The organism is Salinispora cortesiana (assembly GCF_000484695.1).
Taxonomy (GTDB): Bacteria; Actinomycetota; Actinomycetes; order Mycobacteriales; family Micromonosporaceae; genus Micromonospora; species Micromonospora cortesiana.
This window is the reverse complement of record NZ_AXVR01000001.1, coordinates 209,918-231,810: the sequence shown is the minus strand read 5'-3', so window position 1 is coordinate 231,810 and position 21,893 is coordinate 209,918. Positions and strand designations below refer to the sequence as shown.

At 70.1% G+C, this 21,893-nt stretch carries 15 protein-coding genes; 8 read left to right on the top strand and 7 right to left on the bottom strand.

Features of this window, described 5'->3' with window-relative positions; all coding sequences use genetic code 11:
• The first annotated feature begins 9 nt into the window (after positions 1-9).
• From K228_RS0101115 to K228_RS0101105, 3 genes are read left to right on the top strand one after another with little or no spacing between them, the layout of a single operon-like run.
• Positions 10-828, top strand: coding sequence for a hypothetical protein (locus K228_RS0101115; RefSeq protein WP_033776337.1), 819 nt, complete (start codon positions 10-12; stop codon positions 826-828).
• Positions 829-839: 11 nt separating this feature from the next.
• Positions 840-2,753 carry a fumarate reductase/succinate dehydrogenase flavoprotein subunit gene (locus K228_RS0101110; RefSeq protein ID WP_025616747.1) on the top strand — a complete coding sequence of 638 codons (1,914 nt, stop codon included), beginning with the start codon at positions 840-842 and terminating at the stop codon, positions 2,751-2,753.
• Between the two features lie 3 nt (positions 2,754-2,756).
• Complete coding sequence (locus K228_RS0101105; protein WP_025616746.1) at positions 2,757-3,857, top strand: succinate dehydrogenase/fumarate reductase iron-sulfur subunit; 1,101 nt, start codon at positions 2,757-2,759, stop codon at positions 3,855-3,857.
• Positions 3,858-3,941: 84 nt separating this feature from the next.
• Here K228_RS0101105 and K228_RS0101100 read toward each other — a convergent pair whose 3' ends face one another.
• Positions 3,942-4,382, bottom strand: coding sequence for a (deoxy)nucleoside triphosphate pyrophosphohydrolase (locus tag K228_RS0101100; RefSeq protein ID WP_033776335.1), 441 nt, complete (start codon positions 4,380-4,382; stop codon positions 3,942-3,944).
• Positions 4,383-4,570: 188 nt separating this feature from the next.
• On the opposite strand from K228_RS0101100, the gene K228_RS0101095 reads away from it, so the two are divergent.
• Positions 4,571-4,867: a 4a-hydroxytetrahydrobiopterin dehydratase gene (locus tag K228_RS0101095; protein WP_029723262.1), complete on the top strand. Its 297-nt coding sequence runs from the start codon at positions 4,571-4,573 to the stop codon at positions 4,865-4,867.
• Between the two features lie 91 nt (positions 4,868-4,958).
• The gene (locus tag K228_RS0101090) at positions 4,959-5,321 is read left to right on the top strand and encodes a PH domain-containing protein (protein WP_025616743.1); all 363 of its coding nucleotides are present in this window, start codon (positions 4,959-4,961) and stop codon (positions 5,319-5,321) included.
• Positions 5,322-5,355: 34 nt separating this feature from the next.
• Here the strand turns inward: K228_RS0101090 and map are convergent, their stop codons facing one another.
• On the bottom strand, positions 5,356-6,165 hold the full coding sequence (gene map, locus K228_RS0101085) for a type I methionyl aminopeptidase (protein ID WP_025616742.1): 810 nt from the start codon (positions 6,163-6,165) through the stop codon (positions 5,356-5,358).
• A gap of 83 nt (positions 6,166-6,248) precedes the next feature.
• On the opposite strand from map, the gene K228_RS0101080 reads away from it, so the two are divergent.
• Positions 6,249-6,515, top strand: a complete 267-nt coding sequence (locus tag K228_RS0101080) for a helix-turn-helix domain-containing protein (protein WP_025616741.1) — start codon at positions 6,249-6,251, stop codon at positions 6,513-6,515.
• 55 nt (positions 6,516-6,570) lie between these two features.
• Here the strand turns inward: K228_RS0101080 and K228_RS0101075 are convergent, their stop codons facing one another.
• From K228_RS0101075 to K228_RS0101055, 5 genes are all read right to left on the bottom strand, one after another.
• Positions 6,571-7,239, bottom strand: coding sequence for an endonuclease V (locus tag K228_RS0101075; protein WP_080671506.1), 669 nt, complete (start codon positions 7,237-7,239; stop codon positions 6,571-6,573).
• A 71-nt stretch (positions 7,240-7,310) separates the two neighbouring features.
• Positions 7,311-9,659 carry a lantibiotic dehydratase gene (locus K228_RS0101070; protein ID WP_025616739.1) on the bottom strand — a complete coding sequence of 783 codons (2,349 nt, stop codon included), beginning with the start codon at positions 9,657-9,659 and terminating at the stop codon, positions 7,311-7,313.
• A complete protein-coding gene (locus K228_RS0101065) occupies positions 9,656-13,900 on the bottom strand; it encodes a type I polyketide synthase (protein WP_155251539.1) in 4,245 nt (1,414 codons plus the stop codon). Before K228_RS0101065 ends, K228_RS0101070 begins: the two co-directional genes overlap by 4 nt.
• The gene (locus K228_RS0101060) at positions 13,878-18,905 is read right to left on the bottom strand and encodes a non-ribosomal peptide synthetase (RefSeq protein ID WP_080671505.1); all 5,028 of its coding nucleotides are present in this window, start codon (positions 18,903-18,905) and stop codon (positions 13,878-13,880) included. The genes K228_RS0101065 and K228_RS0101060 overlap by 23 nt, the downstream gene beginning before the upstream one ends.
• An 84-nt stretch (positions 18,906-18,989) precedes the next feature.
• Positions 18,990-19,838, bottom strand: coding sequence for a phytanoyl-CoA dioxygenase family protein (locus tag K228_RS0101055; protein ID WP_025616736.1), 849 nt, complete (start codon positions 19,836-19,838; stop codon positions 18,990-18,992).
• Between the two features lie 440 nt (positions 19,839-20,278).
• Here K228_RS0101055 and K228_RS0101050 point away from each other — a divergent pair, with 440 nt between their 5' ends.
• On the top strand, positions 20,279-21,238 hold the full coding sequence (locus K228_RS0101050) for an iron-containing redox enzyme family protein (protein ID WP_050580926.1): 960 nt from the start codon (positions 20,279-20,281) through the stop codon (positions 21,236-21,238).
• Positions 21,239-21,295: 57 nt separating this feature from the next.
• Positions 21,296-21,886, top strand: coding sequence for a pyridoxamine 5'-phosphate oxidase family protein (locus tag K228_RS0101045; RefSeq protein WP_025616734.1), 591 nt, complete (start codon positions 21,296-21,298; stop codon positions 21,884-21,886).
• Positions 21,887-21,893: the final 7 nt, after the last annotated feature.

The window sequence follows — 21,893 nt, the reverse complement described above, 5'->3', positions numbered from 1 at the left end:
ACGACTCGAATGACATCAACGGCAACGAGGCCGGGAGGGCCGGGCACGCGTCCGCGTGCCGCCATCGCGGCGAGAACGTTGCGTACCGACCGCTGGTGGGTGCAGCCCGTCGGCATCGCCGCAATCCTGCTCTTCTTCATCGTTTATTCGACGATCCGCGTCTTCATGGCGGACTGGTACTACGTGGAGGACTACCACTACCTCACACCGCTGTACTCGCCGTGCCTGACCGACTCGTGCGTTCCCGGCTCATCGCACTTCGGCACCCCGTTCGGGGAGTTCCCCTTCTTCCTCCCCCTCGGCATCGTCGCCTTCCCGATCGTCGCCGGGTTCCGGGTGACCTGCTACTACTACCGCAAGGCGGGCTATCGCTCGTTGTGGGCGTCCCCGCCGGCCTGCGGGGTGACCGAGCCGCACCAGAAGTACACCGGGGAGACCCGGTTCCCGCTGTTCGTCATGAACTGGCACCGGTACTTCTTCTACCTGGCCTTCGTGGTCCTGCTGATCAACATCTACGACGCAATCCTCGCGTTCCGCGGGCCGGACGGTGCCTTCGGGGTCGGCCTGGGCTCGCTGATCATCCTGGTCAACATCGTCGCGCTCGCCGGCTACACACTCTCCTGCCACGCCTGCCGGCACGTGATGGGCGGGCGACTGAAGCACTTCTCCCGGAACCCGGTGCGGTACCGCTTCTGGACGTTGGTCTCGAAGCTGAACGTCCGGCACGGCACGTTCGCCATGGTGTCGCTGTTCACGGTGCTCTTCACCGACTTCTACATCATGGCCGTCTCCGCCAACTGGATCACCGACCTGCGGTTCATCAACTAGAGGGCCCCGATATGACCACTACCACGCGAATCGAACGACACCACTACGACGTCGTCGTGATCGGGGCCGGCGGCGCCGGGCTGCGGGCGGCGATCGAGGCCCGGCTGGCCGGCAAGAAGACCGCGATCATCTCGAAGTCGCTCTTCGGCAAGGCGCACACGGTGATGGCCGAGGGCGGCGCCGCCGCCGCGATGGGGAACGTGAACAGCCGGGACAGCTGGCAGGTGCACTTCCGCGACACCATGCGCGGTGGCAAGTTCCTGAACAACTTCCGCATGGCCGAGCTGCACGCGAAGGAGTCGCCGCAGCGAATCTGGGAGTTGGAGACCTACGGTGCCCTCTTCGACCGGACGAAGGACGGGAAGATCTCCCAGCGCAACTTCGGCGGGCACGAGTACCCGCGCCTTGCGCACGTGGGCGACCGCACCGGCCTGGAGCTGATCCGCACCCTCCAGCAGAAGATCGTCTCCCTCCAGCAGGAAGATCGGCGCGAGCACGGCTCCTACGACGCCCGGATCCGGGTCTTCGCCGAGACCACCATCACCGAGCTGCTGCTCGACGGCGACCGGGTCGCCGGCGCCTTCGGCTACTACCGGGAGTCGGGGGAGTTCGTTCTCTTCGAGGCGCCGGCCGTGGTGCTGGCGACCGGCGGGGTCGGCCGCTCGTACAAGGTCACCTCGAACTCGTGGGAGTACACCGGGGACGGCCACGCGCTGGCGCTGCGCGCCGGGGCGACGCTGATCAACATGGAGTTTCTCCAGTTCCACCCGACCGGCATGGTCTGGCCGCCCTCGGTGAAGGGAATCCTGGTCACCGAGTCGGTCCGCGGGGACGGCGGAGTCCTGAAGAACTCCGAGGGCAAGCGGTTCATGTTCGACTACGTGCCCGATGTGTTCCGAAAGCAGTACGCCGACACTGAGGCCGAGGCGGACCGCTGGTACGAGGACCCGGACAACAACCGACGTCCACCGGAGCTGCTTCCGCGCGACGAGGTGGCCCGGGCCATCAACAGCGAGGTCAAGGCGGGTCGGGGCACCCCTGCGGGGGGCGTATACCTGGACATCGCCTCCCGGCTGCCGGCCGAGGAGATCCGCCGTCGCCTCCCGTCGATGTATCACCAGTTCAAGGAACTGGCCGACGTCGACATCACGCAGGAGCCGATGGAGGTCGGGCCGACCTGCCACTACGTGATGGGCGGGGTGGAGGTCGACCCCGACTCCGGTGCCGCGTTCGGCCACGTCCGCGGGCTGTTCGCCGCCGGTGAGGTCTCCGGCGGGATGCACGGCTCCAACCGGCTCGGCGGCAACTCCCTGTCGGACCTGCTGGTCTTCGGCAAGCGGGCGGGCGGGCACGCCGCCTCGTACGCCGACGGGTTGGCGTCTCGGCCCCGGGTCCCGGTGCCGGCGGTGGAGACCGCGGTGGAGACGGCCCTGGCCCCGCTGCAGCGGGACACCGGCGAGAGCCCGTACGTCCTGCAGCAGGATCTCCAGGCGGTGATGGGCGACCTGGTCGGCATCATTCGGCGGGAGGGCGAGTTGGTGGACGCGCTGGCCCGGCTCGGCGAGCTTCGCGAACGGGTGGCCAAGGTGAGCGCGGCGGGCGGTCGGCGCTACAACCCGGGCTGGCACCTTGCCCTGGACCTCCGCAACATGCTGGTGGTCTCCGAGTGCACCGCGAAGGCCGCGCTGGAGCGGCGGGAGTCGCGGGGTGGCCACACCCGCGAAGATCATCCAACGATGGACCGGGCCTGGCGGCGGGTCAACCAGGTCTGCTCCCTGGAGGGCGACATCGTGCACCTGGACCGCAAGCCGCTACCGCGGATGCGGCCGGAGCTCTTCGCGCTCTTCGACCGCGCGGAGTTGGCCAAGTACCTGACCGACGAGGAGCTGGCGGAGTTCGACGCCCTCGCTAAGGAGGAGCGCTGAGGAATGGGAACTGAGAAGAGCCAGGCGGCCGGCGCACCGGCCACGAAGCGACAGTTCCGCATCTGGCGGGGCGACGAGACCGGCGGCGACCTGAAGGAGTACCTGGTCGAGGTGAAAGAGGGCGAGGTCGTCCTCGACATCATCCACCGGTTGCAGAGCACCGAGGCGCCGGACCTCGCCTGCCGCTGGAACTGCAAGGCCGGCAAGTGCGGCTCCTGCTCGGTGGAGATCAACGGCAAACCGAAGCTGGCCTGCATGACCCGGATGTCGACCTTCACCGAGGACGAGACGATCTCGGTCACGCCGCTACGGACGTTCCCGATCGTTCGAGACCTGGTCACCGACGTCTCGTTCAACTACGAGAAGGCCCGGGAGACACCGGCCTTCGCCCCGCCCCCCGGTGTCACTCCGGGCGACTACCGGATGCAGCAGGTCGACGTCGAGCGCTCGCAGGAGTTCCGCAAGTGCATCGAGTGCTTCCTCTGCCAGACGGTCTGTCACGTCATCCGGGACCATGAGGAGAACAAACCAGCCTTCTCCGGGCCGCGGTACTTCATCCGGGCGGCCGAGTTGGACATGCACCCGCTGGACGCGCGGGACGACCGCAAGGAGTACGCGCAGGCCGAACAGGGTCTGGGCTACTGCAACATCACCAAGTGCTGCACCGAGGTCTGCCCCGAGCACATCAAGATCACTGATAACGGGATTATCCCCATGAAGGAGCGGGTAGTCGACCGGAAGTATGATCCTCTTGTTTGGCTTGGTAACAAGATCTTCCGGAGGGGTCAGGTGCCTCAGACCAGCGTGACCAGCGAGCACTCCCCGGGCGCCGTGCGCACCCCCGCGACCGGCCCGCCCGGGTTCCACTCACACGCGGGAGCGTCGCACGATCCGAAGGCCGAGGCGCAGGCGCAGGCGGGTGTCAACTGGCACCGCGAGGTGCCGAAGCCGACCGCCCCGACACTTGACGAGTCCGGCCGGCTGCCGCTGACCGAGCTCACCTTCGACCGGCCCGCGGCACCGTCGCCGTTCGGCGAGGACGTGAGCTTCCCGCTGCCGCCGGAGCACCTGAACTACGCCCACCCGGAGCAGGACAAGCACTGAACACGTCAGCGACGTTGACAGAGCCGGCGGCAAACTCCGCCGGCTCTGTCCGTTTTCGGGTCGCCCTTCCGGTTCTGCCGCGGGTCAGCCAGCGGCCAGCAGTGGGCGGAGCGCGGCGACAATCGGGGCATCGGCGGGTAGCCAGGTGACGCTGTCCAACTCGGCCGCGGAGAGCCAACGCAGCGCCGAGTGCTCCAGGGCCTGCGGCTGGTCGCCATGCAGCAGCCGGGCCAGATACACCTTCAGCACGGAGCGCCCGTGGGCCATCCGAACGCTCCGGCCGACCCGCTCACCGATCTCCACCCGGACGGCCAGCTCCTCGGCGCACTCGCGCAGTAGTGCCGCGGTCTCGCTCTCCCCCGGCTCCACCTTGCCGCCGGGGAACTCCCACCGGCCCGCCACCTCCGGCGGGGCAGACCGTGCGCAGGCCAGCACCCGACCGTTCTGGATGATTGCCGCGCCGACGACCACCTTTGGCTCGAGTCGCTCAACCCGGCCGCTATCGCTTGCCTGTTCGGTCCGCACGAGCGTCCAGCGTGCCAGATCAATCGTCGGTTTGGGTACCGCGGCCCACCCATCAGGCCAGGAAGACCCGGAAGTGTGGCCGTGGACACAGTTCCCCTCAAGGGACAGACTAAGTCCACCAAAACGACACGGGAAAGCGACGATTAGGCCACAAGCCAGCAACGATGCCGGGAGGTGTGGTGGTACGCATGCCGTTCGGGCGGGGTAAGCCTAACTATCTCAACGATGCACTTACTCTGCTGCCCGGTTGGACCCGGGAGGGTGAAGGGATCCGACGGACGCTCCCCATCGACGACTCGCAGCATGCGGCCCTCACCGAGCGGGTGAAGGTGGTCGCCGACGCCTTACACCTTCGCCCCGAGATCAGCCGACACGCCGACCAGACCGAGATTCGGGTCGGCCACGAGACCGTGCCGCTGACCGAGGGCGAGGTCCTACTGGCCGCCCGCATCGAGGACGCGTACCGCGCCGTCACCGAGCCCTGAGGCCACGCCGACGGGCCGCCGGTAGCCGACGTACCTCACCGCAGACCACTTCGCCAGTCTTCGATGTGCTCGCGATACCTACGCTGAGGCCATGGCGAACGCGACGTACGACCGCAAGGAGCAGCTCCAACAGATCCAGAGCGGGCTGCTCGAGGGCGAGCAGATCATCGCCGTCTACGACGCCGTCGGCACCGGTACCGGCTTCATCGGGGTGACCGACCGACGCGTGATCATTCAGGACCGCTCGTTCATCGGCAAACGCTACGCGATCACCAGCATCCCGTACGCGAAGGTCACCAGCGTGAGCGTGGTCAGCAACAAGTCGTGGGGCGGCTCGTTCTTCTCCACCGGAGCCATCGCCATTCACGTCGGCACGCACACCTACGAGGTGGAGTTCCGCGGCTCGCAGAAGAGCCACCACGTGCACAACGTGATCCTGCACTACATCAGCTGACCGCACGGTCCGGGCGCGGCGACCCCGCGCAAGGTCAGCGCGGCCGGACGGTGGGATCGGCGCCGGTGGCACCGCGGCTGGGGCGGCCGGTCAGCACCTGTGGACCCGCAGCGGTGACGGCGATCGTGTGTTCGGAGTGCGCGGTACGGGAGCCGTCGGCGGAGCGGATCGTCCAGCCATCCTCGTCAAACTTGATCTTGTCGGTGGAGGCGCAGAACCAGGGTTCGATGGCGATGGTGAGGCCGGGGTGGAGCTTCAGGCCGCGACGGGCGCGGGCATTGTTGGCCACGTGCGGGGCCTCGTGCATGGTGCGGCCGATGCCGTGCCCACCGAACTCGCCATTGACCTGGTAGCCGTAGGCGGCGGCGACCTGACCGATCGCAGCGGAGATGTCGCCGAGCCGGCCGCCGGGCTGGGCGGCGGCGATGCCGGCGGCGAGGGCGACCTCGGTGGCCTCGATCAGCTTCAGATCGGCCGGGGCGGGGGTGCCAACGACGAGGGAGAGCGCGGAATCGGCGACCCAGCCATCGATGCCGAGCGCCATGTCGATGCTGAGCAAGTCACCGTCGCGGAGGACATAGTCGTGCGGCAGGCCGTGCAGCACCGCGTCGTTGACCGACAGGCAGAGGACATTGCGGAAGGGGCCGCGGCCAAACGAGGGAGCGTAGTCCCAGTAGCAGGACTTGGCACCGCGTTGCGCGATCCGACGGCGGGCGTGGTGTTCGAGATCCATCAGGTTGACGCCGACCGCGGCGACCTCGCTCAGTTCGGCGAGCAACTCACCGACAAACTGGCCGGTGACCGCCATCTGGTCGATCTCCTCGGCGGACTTCAGCTCGATCACGACGCCTCCCTGGCCGCGGTATTTTAATACCGTATTTTTATACCATCCGGTGCTGCGAGGCCATCGGGAGATATCCTGCCGACATGGTTCGCCAACCCCTGACCGCCGAGCAGATCGCCGCGGGCCAGCGCCTCGGGGTCGCCCTCCGGGCCGCGCGGGCCGACCGCAGTCTCGTCGAGGTGGCCCTGGCGGCCGGCATCTCCCCCGAGACCCTGCGCAAAATCGAGTCCGGTCGCCTGCCCGCGCCGGCGTTCGGCACCGTGGTCTGCCTCAGCCGGGCTCTCGACGTCCCCGTCAGCAATCTGGCCGACGCCTGGCTGACCAGCCCTTCCATCCGCCAGGCGTCCTGACCGCCCGGGGCGGATCCGAGGCCCGGACCGGCACACACCACGACCCGGCCCGCGATCAGCCTCCGGCCCGGCTTGCCGTACGCAGCACCCGCCGGGACGCGATATCCGCCTGCCGGGTCGCCTCGGGAATCCGATAGCGTGGACACAACCTCAGCGTTAGGTCGCACGCCTGGTCAAGACCGATTCGATGGCCGACCGAGACGAAGACGGGTCGCACCCCATCCTGCGTACGCACCGCCCGACCAAGCGTCTCCCCACCCTCCTTCAGCGGCGACCCGGCACCACGGCGGAGATCTGGATTGGCGAAGTCGGCGATGAAGGAGGTCTTGGCGACCCCGAAGGACGGAAGCCCAGTCAACACACCGACATGACAGGCCAGACCGAAGCGCCTCGGATGCGCGATTCCGTAGCCGTCACAAACCAACACCTCCGGCTCATTCGCCAGCCCTTGGAGCGCCTCCAGCAAAATCGGCGCTTCCCGGAACGCCAGCAGGCCAGGAACGTAAGGAAAGGTGGCCTCCCCAACCACCGTCGCCACATCCGTCACCGCCAGCGACTCCAGCTCAATCGCCACAGCCGCCGCGCACACCCGGTTTGTCGCTTTCTCGTACGACACGTCAAGCCCCACCACCGACTTCGGGAAGGATGTCAGTCGAGTCGAAAGGTCGACCTGACCCCGAAGATGTCGCTGAACTTCCTCAGCATCGAGCTCACTCCAGGGCACACCTGAGGCTATCCAGAAACCGGGCGACCCTCGCACGCGCCTGCCGAGCGGCGATCCTTCGGTGCCCTGCGTCAGCCGGACCGTGGGCGCTCATGCCGTCGTCGAGCCCGCTCGTCGACCGCCACCATCCGGAATTCGGCGGTGTACCGCGCGCCGGCCGCGTCGGTGAGCCACAACTGGGACATGTCAGGCAGCATCTCGGTCAGAGTGACCCACCCGTCCGGCCGATCAGCGGACCGGCGAATCAGCTTGGCCAGCAGGTTCACGTAGACGATGCTGCCGAGGTCGACGAAGGTCGGCTTGTCCTCCACCGGAGCCTTGACGTAGACCCGCTCGGGCAGCCCGTGCCGGGTCCGCCACCGCCGGGCGCCGAGGAACCGCTCCGATTCCGACCTCGTCCGCGTCCACGCCACCTCGGCCGCGCGGAACCGCCACGACTCACGGCAGACGACCAGCCGATCGATGGTGACCCGGGCGGTGTGCGCGCCGCTCACCGGCTTGAACGCGTTCACGACGGCCGACGAGAGGAACTCGGCGGCCACCTCGGACAGCGGTGCGGCGAACCCGTCAGTCAGCGACCGGACGACGAGACGGTCGCCCTCCAGTCGAACGGTGAGCGCAGCGGCCGGAATGATCGGCCCGGGCGGGACGACGGCCTCCGGATGTTGGGTCCAGTAGGTGTAGTCGGGCGACAGCAACGACGATGGAGGGGCGAGCCGGGAACTCACCCCAGGCCACTCTTTCGGCGGAATGGCGTAGATACGACGGTCACCCAGGTCCGCCTGAGCCGACGCCAGCATCGCCGGCGGACTGTCGTGCTGCTCGACGAAGACCCGGCTCTCCATCGTGTTGAAGGACAGATGCAACTCGCCGAGGACAAAGAGGAACTCACCCCGGGCGACCGCGTCCAAATCGGCAGCGGCCAGCAGCACGTCTGGAGAGTGGTGGACCGCGTTCGCCCACGGTGCCGGCCGCACCGGGAACCACCGGGCGACCCGCGGGGCCAGGTCCTCGACGCGTAGTTGCACGGCACGAGCGCCGGACGGCAGGCGCAGCACCTCGGCCCAACGACGCTGAAACTCCGTCACCGCCCGCCGCACCGGCTCGGCGAGGCTACGCACGTTGAAGAAGAGCTGCGGCGTGGCCTTGCCCAGGATCACCGCGAGCGGCACCACCGGGTTGCCCGACCGGGCGACCTGACCGGCATAGAGGTCCCGAAAGAGTCGGTCGTACTCGTCACCGACCTCGGCGACGAGCCACCTGGCGCTGGCGAGCAGCAGCCCCAACGGACCGGCGAGTGCCTGCCGGGTCGTCGGCCCGAGGGTGACCCGGCTGCTCAGCACGGTGTCCTCGTACACCAGCGTCCGTCCCGCATACGTCTCTCCCCGGCGACGCTCACCCGCCTCGCCGGTGATCTCCTGGAAGCACCCGGCCAAATCCGCCAGCGCCTGCTCCAACGCCCCGTCGTCGCCGGCGGCGGCGGCGACGCGGTCGCGGGCGTCCACGAGCCGCCGGACGGTACCCACGGCGTAGTCCCGGGCCGCCGAGTCACCCACCCGCTCCAGCCGCTCCAGGAGCCACTGCTCGGGGTTGGTTTGGATCGGGCCGACGAGATCGAGCCGCACCAGCGCCTGATCGGCGAGCGACCGGTAGGCGTCGTGCAGAGCCGCCACGTCGGCCAACTCCGGAAACTCCGACCACCACAGCTCCGCAGCCAGGTCACCCAGTGTCCGCTCGCCGTCGGCCATCGCGATCAGCTCGGTCTCGCGTGGGTCCAGCGTCACCGGGGGCCGGCCCGGGACGTGCAGACAGGCGCCATCCCAGCGGTGACCGGAGAGCCGTCGGGGAATCAACCACGGCACCAGCCGCGGGTCGGCGGTCAGGGCCAGCGCCACCGCGTCCACCGCCCAGGTCTCGAAGTTCACCGTCCGCCGGGACAGGAACGGGTCGCCGAACTGCACCGCCAGCGGGGGTGAACGGTCGGCCCACCGAGCCCAACCAACGGGCCCGAAGAACCCGATCGTGTCGTTCTTGAGGCAGTACCGCTGAAGGTAGCTGGCGACGGTCAGCTCGTGGTTCCGGCCGCGGACATTGCGTGGCTCACCGGCGACGAGTTTGTCCAGGCACTGCCGGAGTAGCTTCGGATTCTGCCAGGTGACGGCTTCGCGAAACCGTGGTGAGCGAGCCACGTTCCGCACCCCGGCGGAGAGCCGGGCGGTGGCGGCGTCGTATTCACGCTGGTAGGCCGCGAGCCGGTCGGGGTCCTGTCCCGCGTCGTCGGCAGCGCGGGACAGATCCGCGTCGGCCAGGGTGAGGACCAGTTCGGCGGGAAAGCCGGTACTGCGCAGCACCACGTCCCGCCAGGTCGACCACTCCGCATCGGCCAGCGGGACCACGTGCGCCCGGCCCGCCGATGTCATGACTTCACCAGCCGGTCGATCTGCTCGGCCAGTTCGCTGAGCCGCGGATGGTCGAAGAGGAGCTCCAGGTCCAACCGAACACCGAACTCCCCGTGGACCCGGACCGCTAACTCGACCGCGGTCAGCGAGTTGCCGCCCAGGTCGAAGAAGTTGTCGTGGTCAACGATCTCGGCATGCCCGAGCATGGCCAACCACACCCGCCGCAGCCGCTCCACGGTGGGACTGGACGTGGCCGGTCGCGCATCCGAGCCGCTCGGCCGGGCCGCGCTGTCGACGACATCGTGGACGGACACCTGACGGGGTGTCCGGGCGACCAGCAGGTCGCGCAGCAGGCCGGGACGCCACGGCAGGCCATCGGAACGGTCGGCTGACCAGCCGACATGGAGCACCCGGTCAGCCGCGAACGTCCCACTGCGTGCCAGTGCGTCCAGCGCGGTGGCCGCCGCGGAAGGACCGGTGGCCACCCGATCGACGGTGACGAACAGGCCCAGGGAGGGCCGGTCAGCGAGGGCCGCAGCCAACGAGAGGGCGCCGAGGACTTCCGGTCCGACCGGATCACTCACCTCCGTAGTCGGGCGCCCCGCGGCAGCCCCGGTCACGTGTACGGCCACGCCAACCGCCCCGTGCCGCCGAGACACCTGGTCAATCAGCAGTCGCAACGCCTCCGGGTCGGTCACGTCGCAGGCGTACGCCTCGACCGTCGCACCTTCGGCCGTCAACTCGTCCAGTTCCTCCGGCCGAACGGTCAAGCAGTCGCCGATCAGCACGAGCACCAGACGATCGCCGGCTGCGGCGAGGTCGCGGAGCACCTCAGCGCCGAACGGACCAGCGGTAGCGGTAACAACACAGACGGTGTCTGGCCGCCATCGGGCGGCCGCGCACGGACGCACCGTCAGGGCTCGCTCCCGCCGGACCCAGCGACGGTCCCCACGCAGTGCGACGAGAGGCTCGCCCGTGCGGTCCAGCACCTCCGCCACAACCTCAACATCGGCGACTCCCGCGCCCACGTCCAGCAGCCGGACTCGCCGCACGGCCCCCTCCGCGGATAGTGCGTCGCGCAGCGTCGTCAGGGCCGCGTTGCCGCACCGCAGCCGGTCGTGGCCGCTCACATCGACCGCACCCTCGGTGAGCACCAACAGGTCCGGCCGATGCCCCGCCGGACCAGCCTGCGCCGCCCGACGGACCAGCCGCACGACCCCGGCCAGACCGGCACTCATCTGCTCCTGGAGATCGCCGGGTGCGCCGAGCGTACCGGCGTGCACCAGCAGGTCCAGCGGCGTTCCGGCGTCATTCAGGGACCGGAGCACGCGGGCGAGGTCGTCCTGCTCATCCGGCCGGGCGGGACACGAGTCCGCGGCATCCGGCTGCTGCGCATCCGTGGCCACCCGAACCACCCGTGCGCCGGACTGGCGCAGCCAGTTGCCCACTCGCTCGGCCAACACCTGCTCCGGCGGCAACAGTACGAGCGCGGTGAGCTGTTCGGTGGCCGCCGCCACGGGGTAGTCCCGGGGCTCTTCCTGCCAGATGACCGTGGTGAACAGCGCCGACGGGTCGGGCTCCGTCACCGTGGTGGACGCGGGCGGGACGCCCCTGGTCGGCGGGTCGGCCCAGAACCGCTCCCGCTGGTACGGGTATCCCGGCACCGGCACCCGGCCGACGTCGGTGAGGTCCTCCACCGCCGTCCAATCCACCGGGTGCCCCTCGGCCCAGACTCCGGCGATCGCGCCCAACGCGGCGCGCCACTCGACCAGCGGGTCGGTGCGGCGCGGCGGCAGCATTGGCAGCACCGCGTGCGGGCCACCGGCCACCGTGGGGTGCTGCCGGGCCAGGGCGGTGAGGGTACGACCCGGGCCTGTCTCGACCAGCAGCAGCCGTCCCGGCTCGGCGGTCAGCGCGTCCAGCGCATCGGCGAACAGCACCGGCTCGGCGAGCTGGCGAGACCAAAACGACGGGTCCTCCGCCTCGGCCGCAGTGATCGGCCGGCCGGCCGCAGCCGAGACGAGCGTGATCTGCGGTGCGGACAGCCGCAGCCCGCGCAGCGCCACGTCGTACGCCGCCACCGCGGCCTCAGCGGTTGCCGTTTGATACGCCCGAGATGCGCGTACCGACCGACACGGCAGTCCGGCGTCGCCGAGCAGAGTTCGGGCCTTGTCCAAGGCGTCGCCCCCTCCGGCCACCACTATCTGCCGAGGGCCACCGGTCACGGCCAGGCCGACTCCGTCCGGTAGCAGAGGAAGCACCTGCTCGACGGGCGCGGCGACGGCCAGCATCCCGCCGGGCGGGATGTCGGCCATGGCCACCGACCGGGCGGCGACGGCCCGCACCGCGTCGGTGAGCGGCAGCACCCCGGCCACAGTCGCGGCCGTGAGCTCGCCGATTCCCTGACCCAGCACGGCAGTCGGACACACGCCCCAGTGCCGCCAGGCAGCAGCGGCGGCGTACCCGACGGCGAAGAGCAGCGGCTCCGCGACGAGCACCCCGTCCACCCGGCGGTCGTCCCCGTCCCGCCAGGCTCGACGCACCGGTAGCCCCTCCCGCTCCAGCAGGCCGAGGCACTCGTCGTAGGCGGCGGCGAAGGCCGGCGAGTGGTCGTACAGCCCGTGGGCCGGTCCGGCGTGCTGGGCGCCCACTCCAGGGAACAGGAACACGACCTGGCCGACCGGGCCGCCGTCGGGCGGCGGCGCGATGTGCCCGACCGCGGTCGGGTCCCGCAGCAGGGCCGCGGCCTCGGCCGGGTCTGCGGCGACGACGGCGCCCCGCCGCGGGTGTGCGGTGCGCCCCCGCTGCAACGTCCCGACAGCGGCCACGAACCGCTCGCGGCCGGGCCCACCGAAGTGCTCGGCGAGGCGCTGCCGGTATCGCTCGGCCGCCTCGTCGGTGCGGGCCGACCAGAGCACCGCCCGGGGCCGCTCGGACACCGGCGGCGGCGGGACCGACGGCGCCTCGGCGACGATGGCGTGGGCGTTGGCGCCCCCGACGCCGAAGCTGTTGACGGCGGCGATGCGGGTACGGCCCGACGGCCACGACATCGCGTGCGTCGGCACGTGGAAGGGGGAGCTGTTCAACTCCAGCTCTGGGTTGGGCTCACGGTGGCCGACGGTCGCCGGAATCGTGCCGTGCTCCAGCGACAGGGCCACTTTGATTAGTGCGGCGACACCGGAAGCGTGCCCCAGGTGCCCGATGTTGCCCTTGACCGAGCCGAGCGCGCAGCCCCCCACACTGGTGTCGCCCAGTTGCCGGAACGCCGATGTCAGCGCGGCCACCTCAATCGGGTCACCAAGCGCCGTCCCGGTCCCATGCGCCTCCACCAGGCCCAGCTCTCCGGGCCCGACGCCAGCCACCGCCATCGCCTCCGCAGCCACCGCCGCCTGCCCGGAGACGCTTGGTGCGGCGAACCCCACTTTTGCCGCACCGTCGTTGTTGACGGCCGTTGACCGGATGACTGCCCGGATGTGGTCGCGGCCAGCCAGTGCGTCGGAGAGCCGCTTCAACGCCACCGTGGCTACTCCGGAGCCGAAGACGGTGCCGGTGGCGTCCCGGTCGAACGGCCGGCAGTGCCCGTCGCGGCTGAGTGTGCCTCCGGGCTCCCACCAGTACCCGTGCCCCAGCGGCAGTTCGACGTCAACGCCTCCGGCGAGGGCGACCTCGCACTCGCCGGATCGAAGCGCGGCTGCGGCGAGGTGCACCGCCACGAGGGAGCTGGAGCACGCCGTCACCACGGTGAGGCTGGGCCCGTGCAAGCCGAGTCGGTACGAGACGAGCGGGCTGAGGTAGTCGAGGGAGTTCCAGGTCAACAGGGACATCTCCGCGCTGCCACGCAGCTCACTTCCCTCGCTGAGCCGGGCCAGTTCGAGGTACCGGTTGGCCCCGGCCGAACCGAAGACGCCCACGTCGCCGAGGCGGTCCGCGTCGTAGCCGGCGTCTTCCAGCGCGGCGTGCGCGCACTCGAGGAACAGCCGCAGCTGCGGGTCGCAGATCCGCGCCTCCCTCGGGGTGAGACCGAAGAACGCGGCGTCGAAGCGGTCGAGGTCCGCAGCGGCCGCTGTTGCCCGAACGTAGTGCGGGTCGGCAAGCGCCGCCGGGGAGACCCCCGCGGCGAGCAGTTCCTCGCCGGAGGGGAAGCGGACCGACTCGATGCCGGCACGCAGGTTGACCCAGAACTCGCCGGGGTTGACGGCTCCCGGGAAGCGACCGGCCATCCCGATGATGGCCACCGGCTCATCCTCGACGAGTGGACCCATGGCTGCCTCCGAGGTCGTGGCGGATACGTTGACGCAGGTGGCGGCGCTGTTCCGCGCGACCACCGTTGATCGGGCGAAGGTCGTCAGGGGAGGGTGGCGTCGGCTTGGTCGCGTCCCGCCCGATGTGTCGGGCGAGTGCGGCGAGGTTCGGGTAGGCGAACATCGTGGCCACCGAAAGGTTGATCCCGAGTCGATCGCGCAGGACCGCGTGCAGGCGCAGCACCGTCATCGAGTTCAGGCCCGCGTCGAAGAAGTTCTCCTCGGCCGGTATGTCATACCCGACCACATCCCGCACCACCTGGGTCAGCTCGTCCGGCGGGGCCGACGGGCGGCCGAGGTCTGCCCGCACCCCAGCCGCCTTTTGCCGGGTATCGTCGAGGACGCTCCCGTCGCCGATCCGGATTTCGGTGGGAACGGCGTGCCGTGGCAGGTGACGGCGCAGGTACGACCGCAGTTCGGTCGCCGTCGGCCGGGGACCGGAGGCGACCCCGACCTGCAGGACCAGCACCTCGCCGGCGGGCGTGGGCGCCAGCCGGGCCAGCGCCCGGCGCACGGCGGGATGCCCCAGGGCGACCCGCTCCACCTGCTCGGGGTCGACCCGGTGCCCGTCGAGGCAGAGCTGCCGGTCCAGCCGCCCGTCGAGGAGCACGGCACCGAGCGGGTCCCGGCGGCCCCGATCGCCGGTGCGGTAGGTCCCCCCGCCGCGCTCGAAGCCGTCGCGGCGGCCCGCGTTGTCCAGGTAGCCGACGGCCAGGTGCGGGGAGCGAACGACCACCTCACCGACGTGCCCGACCGGCAGGGACGTCCCGTCTGGGGCGATCACGTCCAGCTCCGCCCCACCCACGCCCGCGCCGACCGGCAGCGACGCCGCGTCCAGTACCTCGTTCGGCACCGACTCGCCCGGACCGGCGACCACCTGACAGGAGGCGATCTGCGGCGTCTCCGTGGTGCCGTAGGCGTTGACCACGGTCGCAGCCGTCACGGTGCGCAACGCGCGGACCAGCCCGGCCGTCAACGGCGCTCCCCCGCTCACCACCAGGCGCAGGTCCTCCCAGCTGACGCCGGCCCGGCCCACGCAACCGGACAATGCCAGCTCCAGCAGGGCGGGCGTCGTGTGCAGGACGCTAATCCGCTCTTCGCCGAGCAGATCGGACAGCCGCTGCGGCGCGGCCAAGACGTCCTCAGGTGGCACGACCAGCGTCCCCCCGGCCAGCAGCGGCGCCAGGATGTCGCGCAGCAGCGGGTCGTGTCCAAGCCCGCCCAGCATCGCCACCCGGTCGGCGGGACCCAACTCGGCGGCGCCCAGGTACCAACACAGGGTCGCGGCCAGTGCCACCGGGGGCACCGCCACCGCCGCGGGCCGTCCCGAGGTGCCGGAGGTGAAGAGCACATGGCTGATGCCGTCGAGGCGGCGCGGAGCCGCACCGCCGGGATCGAGCCGCGCTGACACCCCGTCTCGGTCCAAAGTCAGCACGGCGGCGGGACGCAGCAGGTCCGCCTGCTCGGCGGCGACTGCCTCGGGCAGGCCGGCGTCGGTGACGGCCACCGCTGTCCCGGCCCGCCAGGCGCCCAGCAACGCGACAGGCAACGCCGGAACGCGGCGGGCGCGCAGCTGCAGGACATCACCCGGGCCGAGCCCGGCCGCGGTGACCCGCTCGGCCACCGCATCCACCCGCCGCAGCAGTTCGGCGTACGTCCATCGCGTGTTCGGCCCCCGCAGGGCGACCGGGTCGGGTCGGCTCGACGCGATGGCACGCAGCATCTCGACCAGCTCCGACTGGGTACGCCACGGTGTCGTCACTGGGCCGCTGGCGGCTGCCGCGGGTCGGTGGTGGCGCATGCCGGACGGTACGGGGTGGGGCGCGCCACGGTGCGCCGGCCGCTCGGCGGTGGCCAGGGAACGTGCCACCGCAGCAACCTGGTGCAGCAGCTCACCGGCGACGACGTCGGCATAGCGGCCGACCGCGTGGACCAGTTCCAGTCGGTAGCCGTCCGGGCGGTCCAGGTAGAAGTTGAGATCGAACAGGGCACCCGGCGAGGTGGTGCGCACCCAGGTGGCGGGCGCGCCGGCGAACGCGGGAGCCGACGCGAGCCGGCTCAGGTCGTTCATCCATACCTGGAACAATGGGTTGTCCTGCGGTGTCGGCCGCATCCCCAGCCGCCGGACGATCGCCGGGAAGCTCGGCGTCGCATGTTCGAGTGCGTCCACGTACCGGTCCCGGACGTGGCGCAGCAGGGTGTCCCGATCGCCCGCGAGGGGCACCGTGACCCGCAACGGCACGGTGCCGAGCACGAGGCCGACAAGGTCGAAGTCCTCTGGGCGTCGACGCTGACTTACCGGCATGCCGACAGTCACCGCGGGTTCGCCCGACCAGGCCGCGAGCACGGTGGCCAGACAGGCGGTGAAGTAGGTGGCCGCGGTGTACCCCTGCGTGGCCAGGAACGCGTCGATCCCGGCGCTGGCCGCACCACCCACCTCGACCACGGTTCGCCGGCCGGCCAGCGCCGGCCGGTCCCCGTGGGCCAGCCGGAACGGCAGCGGCAGGAGAGCAGGCGCGTCAGCGAGCACATGCTTCCAGTAGGCGAGATCGTCGCGCCACCTCGCGGAGTCCACCGTCGCCGCCTGCGCCTGGGCGAACGCGGCGAAGCTCGGTGCGGGCCGCGGCCACTCCGGGACGTTGCCGCGGGCTCGGGCGGTGTAGGCGAACGCCAGGTCGTTAAGGACGATCTCCATCGTCCGCTGGTCGGCCACCAGGTGATGCAGCACGACGGTGATCAGGCTCGCACCCACGTCCGGGGCATGGAGAACGCCGACCCGCATCAGTGGTGGCCGAGTCGGGTCGATCACCTGCCGGGCGAGTCCAGCGACGAACCGGTCGACGGCCTCGTCGGTGTAGGCCCCCGGATGGTGGGCCGCCTGCACCGTCACCTCAGCAGTCGGCGCATACCTCCACGACGGCGTGCCGTCGGTGACCTCGATCCCCGCACGCAACGCGTCGTGACGGGCCAGGACATCCCCTACGGCGGCATCGAGCAGCCCGTCGTGCACCGTGGCTCGGATTCGCAGCGCGCCGATGACGTTGTAGCCAGAGGCATCGGCGAGCACCTGGGTGAGTAGCCAGATTGGTTCCTGGGCGGGGGTCAGCGGGCTGCGTCCGGTCGGCTCCTGGTCGGCGGAGGCGAGACCGGCGGGTGGAACGGCCCGCACCGGGGGCGCATCCGACAGCGTCTCCTGCAGCCGGGTCAACGGCAGGTTGTCGCGCAGCAGCGCCGACAGTGGCACGTTGACCCCACGCAGTTGGGCGACCCTGGCCACGAGCCGGGCCGCGGCCAGGGAATGACCACCGAGGTTGAGGAAGCCCACGTCGTCGCGCCGTTGCCGGGTAGGCGTACCGAGCACCTGCCACCAGGCCTGGGCGAGTTCGTCGTCGGGGACCTGATCCGCCTGGACGGCGGCGGTCTCGGCGGCCCACCGCTCGGCGGCGTCCCGGGCGACCCGTCGGCGGTCCACCTTTCCTGCGGAGGTCAACGGATACCGATGGACCCAGAACAGCGTGCGGGGTACGAAGGAGCGCGGCAGCCGTTCGGCGACGAACTCACGGATCTCGTGGTCAAGGACGGTCGTGTCGGCCGCGACGGCCACGGCCACCAGGGCCAGACCGTCACCGTACGGCGATTCCACCGGCACGACGACGACCTGGCCGATCGCCGGATGCCGCTGCAGGACGCTCTCCACCTCGCCCGGCTCGATCCGTACCCCGCCGATCTTGACCTGGGAGTCGGCCCGGCCGACGTAGCGGATGTTGCCGTGCTCGACCCGCACCAGGTCGCCGGTGCGATACCACCGCGTGCCGTCCCGCTGGTCGAACGCCCGCGCGGTCAGGTCGGGTCGTCCGACATACCCCTCGGCGACCTGGACACCACCGAGCCAAAGCTCACCCACCTCGTGCTCGGCCACCGGCTGCCCGTCCGGGTCCAGCATCATCAGGTCGACGTTGTCGATCGGTAGCCCGATGAAGACGTGGTCCTCCGGTCGCAGATCACGCGGCACCCGCCAGTGGGTGACCTCGATGGCGGCCTCCGTCGGACCGTACAGATTGTGTAGTTCGGCGTCGATGGCGCGCACGAAGCGCGCGGCAAGCGGCGCCGGCAAGGCCTCTCCGCTACAGAGCACGGTATGCAGGGTGGTGCTGCTTCTTTGGGCCCCAGGCAACCGCAGGTACGACTCCAGCATGGTGGGCACGAAGTGGCAGGCGGTGATGCCCTCCCGGGCGATCACCTCGGCCGTCCGGGCGGCGTCCTGCTCGGCATCGACGGGGGCGAAGACGCACCGGGCGCCAGTGACCAGCGGCACCCAGAACTCCCACCCGGCCACGTCGAAGGTGTAGGGGGTCTTCTGGAGCACGCGGTCCCGGTCGCTGAAGGGGAAGGTCCGCGCCATCCAGAGGATCCGGTTACACAGGGCGGCGCTCGTCGTACGGACCGCCTTCGGCGTGCCGGTGGACCCGGAGGTGAACAGGGCGTAGACGGATTCGTCGGGGGCGACGGCCCGCACCGGGCGCAGGTGTCGGGACCAGGCGCGCGGCACCTCCACCGCAGGGGCTTCGTTGGGTACGAGGTGCCGCTGCCCCGGGGCCACCACCCAGGCCACCGGGGGCACGACGCCAGTCATCGCCCGGAGCCGAGCCGCTGGCTCGTCCATACCTACCGGCAGGTAGTGACAGCCGGCCTTGACAATGCCGAGAAGGGCAACCAGGAGGTCGACCTGTCGGTGCATCCGCAACGCGACCGCGCCTCGGCGGCCACCGGTCACCCGTAGCACCTCGGCGGCCAGCGCATCGCTGAGCAGGTCCAACTCGGTGTACGTCAGGGACCGTTCGGCGTCGCTGCATGCCACGGCGTCGGGGGTCCGCCGCTGCTGATCCCGGACCAGGCCGGGAAGTCCGTGCGGCGCCCGGTACTCCACCCGAGGCCCGCGTAGGAGCGACTGCCCACTGTAGGACATCGGTACTCACCTGGCCTCTCGTCGCGTACGGTGATCGCGTCACCGGCCAGCCACCGGACGTCGCGGCTCCCTTCGGACCGAAAGTCACTGCGGCGGGCGCGTCGACAGGGGTTGCAATGGGCGGACGTCCGGGTCGGCGAGGAAGGGCGGCCGGGGGGTGGCCACCGGACGGGGGCTGTTGCTGACACTGTTGTAGACGAACATCAGCATGGCCCGCCGGAACGGCGAGATGTTCGGCGCCGACGAGTGCAGGATGTTCGGGTCGAACAGCAGCAGGGAACCGGCCGGCCCCTTGGGGCTGACCAGCCCCTCGCGGCGGGCGAGGTCCTCGATGACCGCCGGCTCGACCCGGAACTTCTCGTTCGCGGTCAGCGTGGCCACCCACGCCGGCGCGTCTTCGTAGCCCAGCGGCATGCCGTCGAGGTCCTGGCCGGCCAGCAGGCCGTGGCGATGGGACCCTGGTACGAAGGTCAACGGGCCGTTGAACTCGGTCACCTCGTCGACGAAGATCGCCGCGTTGACCAGGTCCGGCGCCTGCACACCGTCGTTCTGCAGCCAGTAGACGTAGTCCTGGTGCCACTCCCACTGGTCGCCGGAGAACGGCTCCTTGAAATTGATCTTCGACTGGTGGACGTACACGTCATCGCCGAGAATCTGCCGTACCGCGCCGAGTAGTTGGGGTAGCCGGGCCAAACCGGCGATCGTCGGATGGGTCTGGTGCAGGCCGTAGACGGACCGCACGGTGGTGCCGTCTCGCTCGAGGATTCGGCGCGGGCTGTCGTCGGCCACCGCCGACGGGATCGCCGACGTCACCGCAGCCGGGACGTCCTCGGCGAGGAAGTCCGGCGCGAGCAGGACATACCCATCGCGACGATATCGCGCAAGCAGTTCACGGGTGAGCGGTCCGGCAGCTTCCGTTTCTGTTCGCAGCATGGGGACCAAGCCTTCCTGGTGGGACCGACAACACGTCGCGAGCTACGCGCATATGCGAACGACAGCTCAGCGACATGATCCGGGCGAATGCCGTCCGCCGGTGGCTCTGCTGGCCATCTTGCCGCCCGGCGTTCGCTGGACCATCTCCTGAATTGCCCTAACCGTGTTGCGGGGACGGCGGCCAGGTGGGGACCGCGAACGGTGGTGCGAGCAGCAACGACATCGGGGCGACGGGCTGCCCCGCGCTCACACCGAGCAACATGAAAGATGCGGCCCCTCGGCCCCCTCGGAAGGCTTGCTGTCCATGGCCCAGGCCTTCCGGCAGCGGTCCGATGGCGTTCGGGAACGGACGGCCAAGCGCATCCTGCTACTCCCCGCCTGGACTGTTCACCGGAGATCCAGCGGCATCCAGACGGCACTCGATGATCCAGGAGGACGACATGGCCGGGACACAGTTGGGGGCCCTGGCGCCACACCGGGGCATTACCGACGACGACATCGCAGCCGCCTTCCCGCCCAACGGCACGACCCCGGACGACGACGTACGCCTGGCCCTGATGAAGCAGCTCCAGAGCCACTACACCGCCTATCTCGCCGGCGCGGAAGGCTTCCAGTTGGTTCCCCGGCTCAACGCCGACCCGCGGATCGTCCGGCTCGAGGATGAGTGGCTCCGTTGGGAGGATGCACAGGTCGACGCCGGTCAGTTGCCGTCCACGGCGGCCGAGTTCACCGACTGGTTCCTCGACGTACGCAACCGTCACGTTCAGCCAGGCTTCAGCCGCTACCTGGCCGAGGAGGCGACGATCGAGGAGATCGCCCTGTTCTTTCTGGCCGAGGAGCTGGTGGATAGCCGCTTCGATGACCTGGTCGCCCTAGTCCAGATCGGCGCCACGCCGACCAGCAAGCTCACGATGGCGGAAAACTACTGGGACGAAATGGGCGAAGGCCAGCTGGAGCGGATGCATACGCGGCTGTTCGAACACTCCGCCCGCTACATGCGCCACCGGCTGGCCGAGCGCAAAATCGATATTTCGAAGCTACAGTGTACCGAGATCTACGAAAACGCCAACATCGTGCTCATGTACGGAATCCACCGACACCTGGCACCCCGAGCACTCGGTGCGATGGGCCTGATGGAGTACAGCGCTCCGCCGCGCTTCCAGGCCATGGTGGACGGATGTGAACGGCTCGGCGTGCCGGCCGACGTCGTGCTGTACCAGCGCATCCACGTGCACGTTGACGCCGACCACGGGGCCGAGTGGCTGGACAACGTCCTCGTCCCGCTGGTGCGGCGGTCACCGGAGGCGATGCGGGAGGTCGCCATGGGCATACTCACCCGGGAGCGCATCGCCAACGCCTACTACCGGCGCATCTGGGGACACATGAGGGAGCAGCGATGATCCGCTGCACGGGTTTGGGGGTCGCCGGCTCCCCGCACACCGGCCGGTGGTGCATCGATGGAGCCTGAGGACTTCTACCACGAGGGCAGCCGGCGACTGCAACGACAGTTCGGCAGCCAGCGGCTGGCCGCGCATCTGGCCCGCCGGTACGTACTCGATGAGCTCGATGAGACCCACGTCGGCTGGATCCGTTGCGCGGACACCGTCTTCGTTGCCACCGTTGACGACCGTGGTCAGCCAGACTGCTCGTACAAGGGCGGCCTGCCGGGCTTCGTCCGGGTATGCGACCCACGGACGCTGGAGATCCCGAGCTACGACGGAAACGGCATGTACCGGACCCTCGGCAATGCCGCCGTCACCTCCCGGGTCGGGCTACTCTTCCTGCTTCCGGAGGTGCGCGTGAAGCTACGGGTGAACGGGGCCGGCACGGTGGTGACCGACCCGGCGACGCTCGCGGCGCACGTGGGTGCGGAGGCCGTGGTGCGGGTGACGGTCCGGGAGGTGTTCGAGAACTGTCCCCGATACCTGCACGACCCTGCCACCGGCGCCCACTCGGCGCACTGTCCGCGACCCGACTATCAACCGCCCGAGCCGGCCTGGAAGCAGAAGCCCGAGTACGACGGGCTGCTCCCGACGAGCTCACCCTGATGACAGG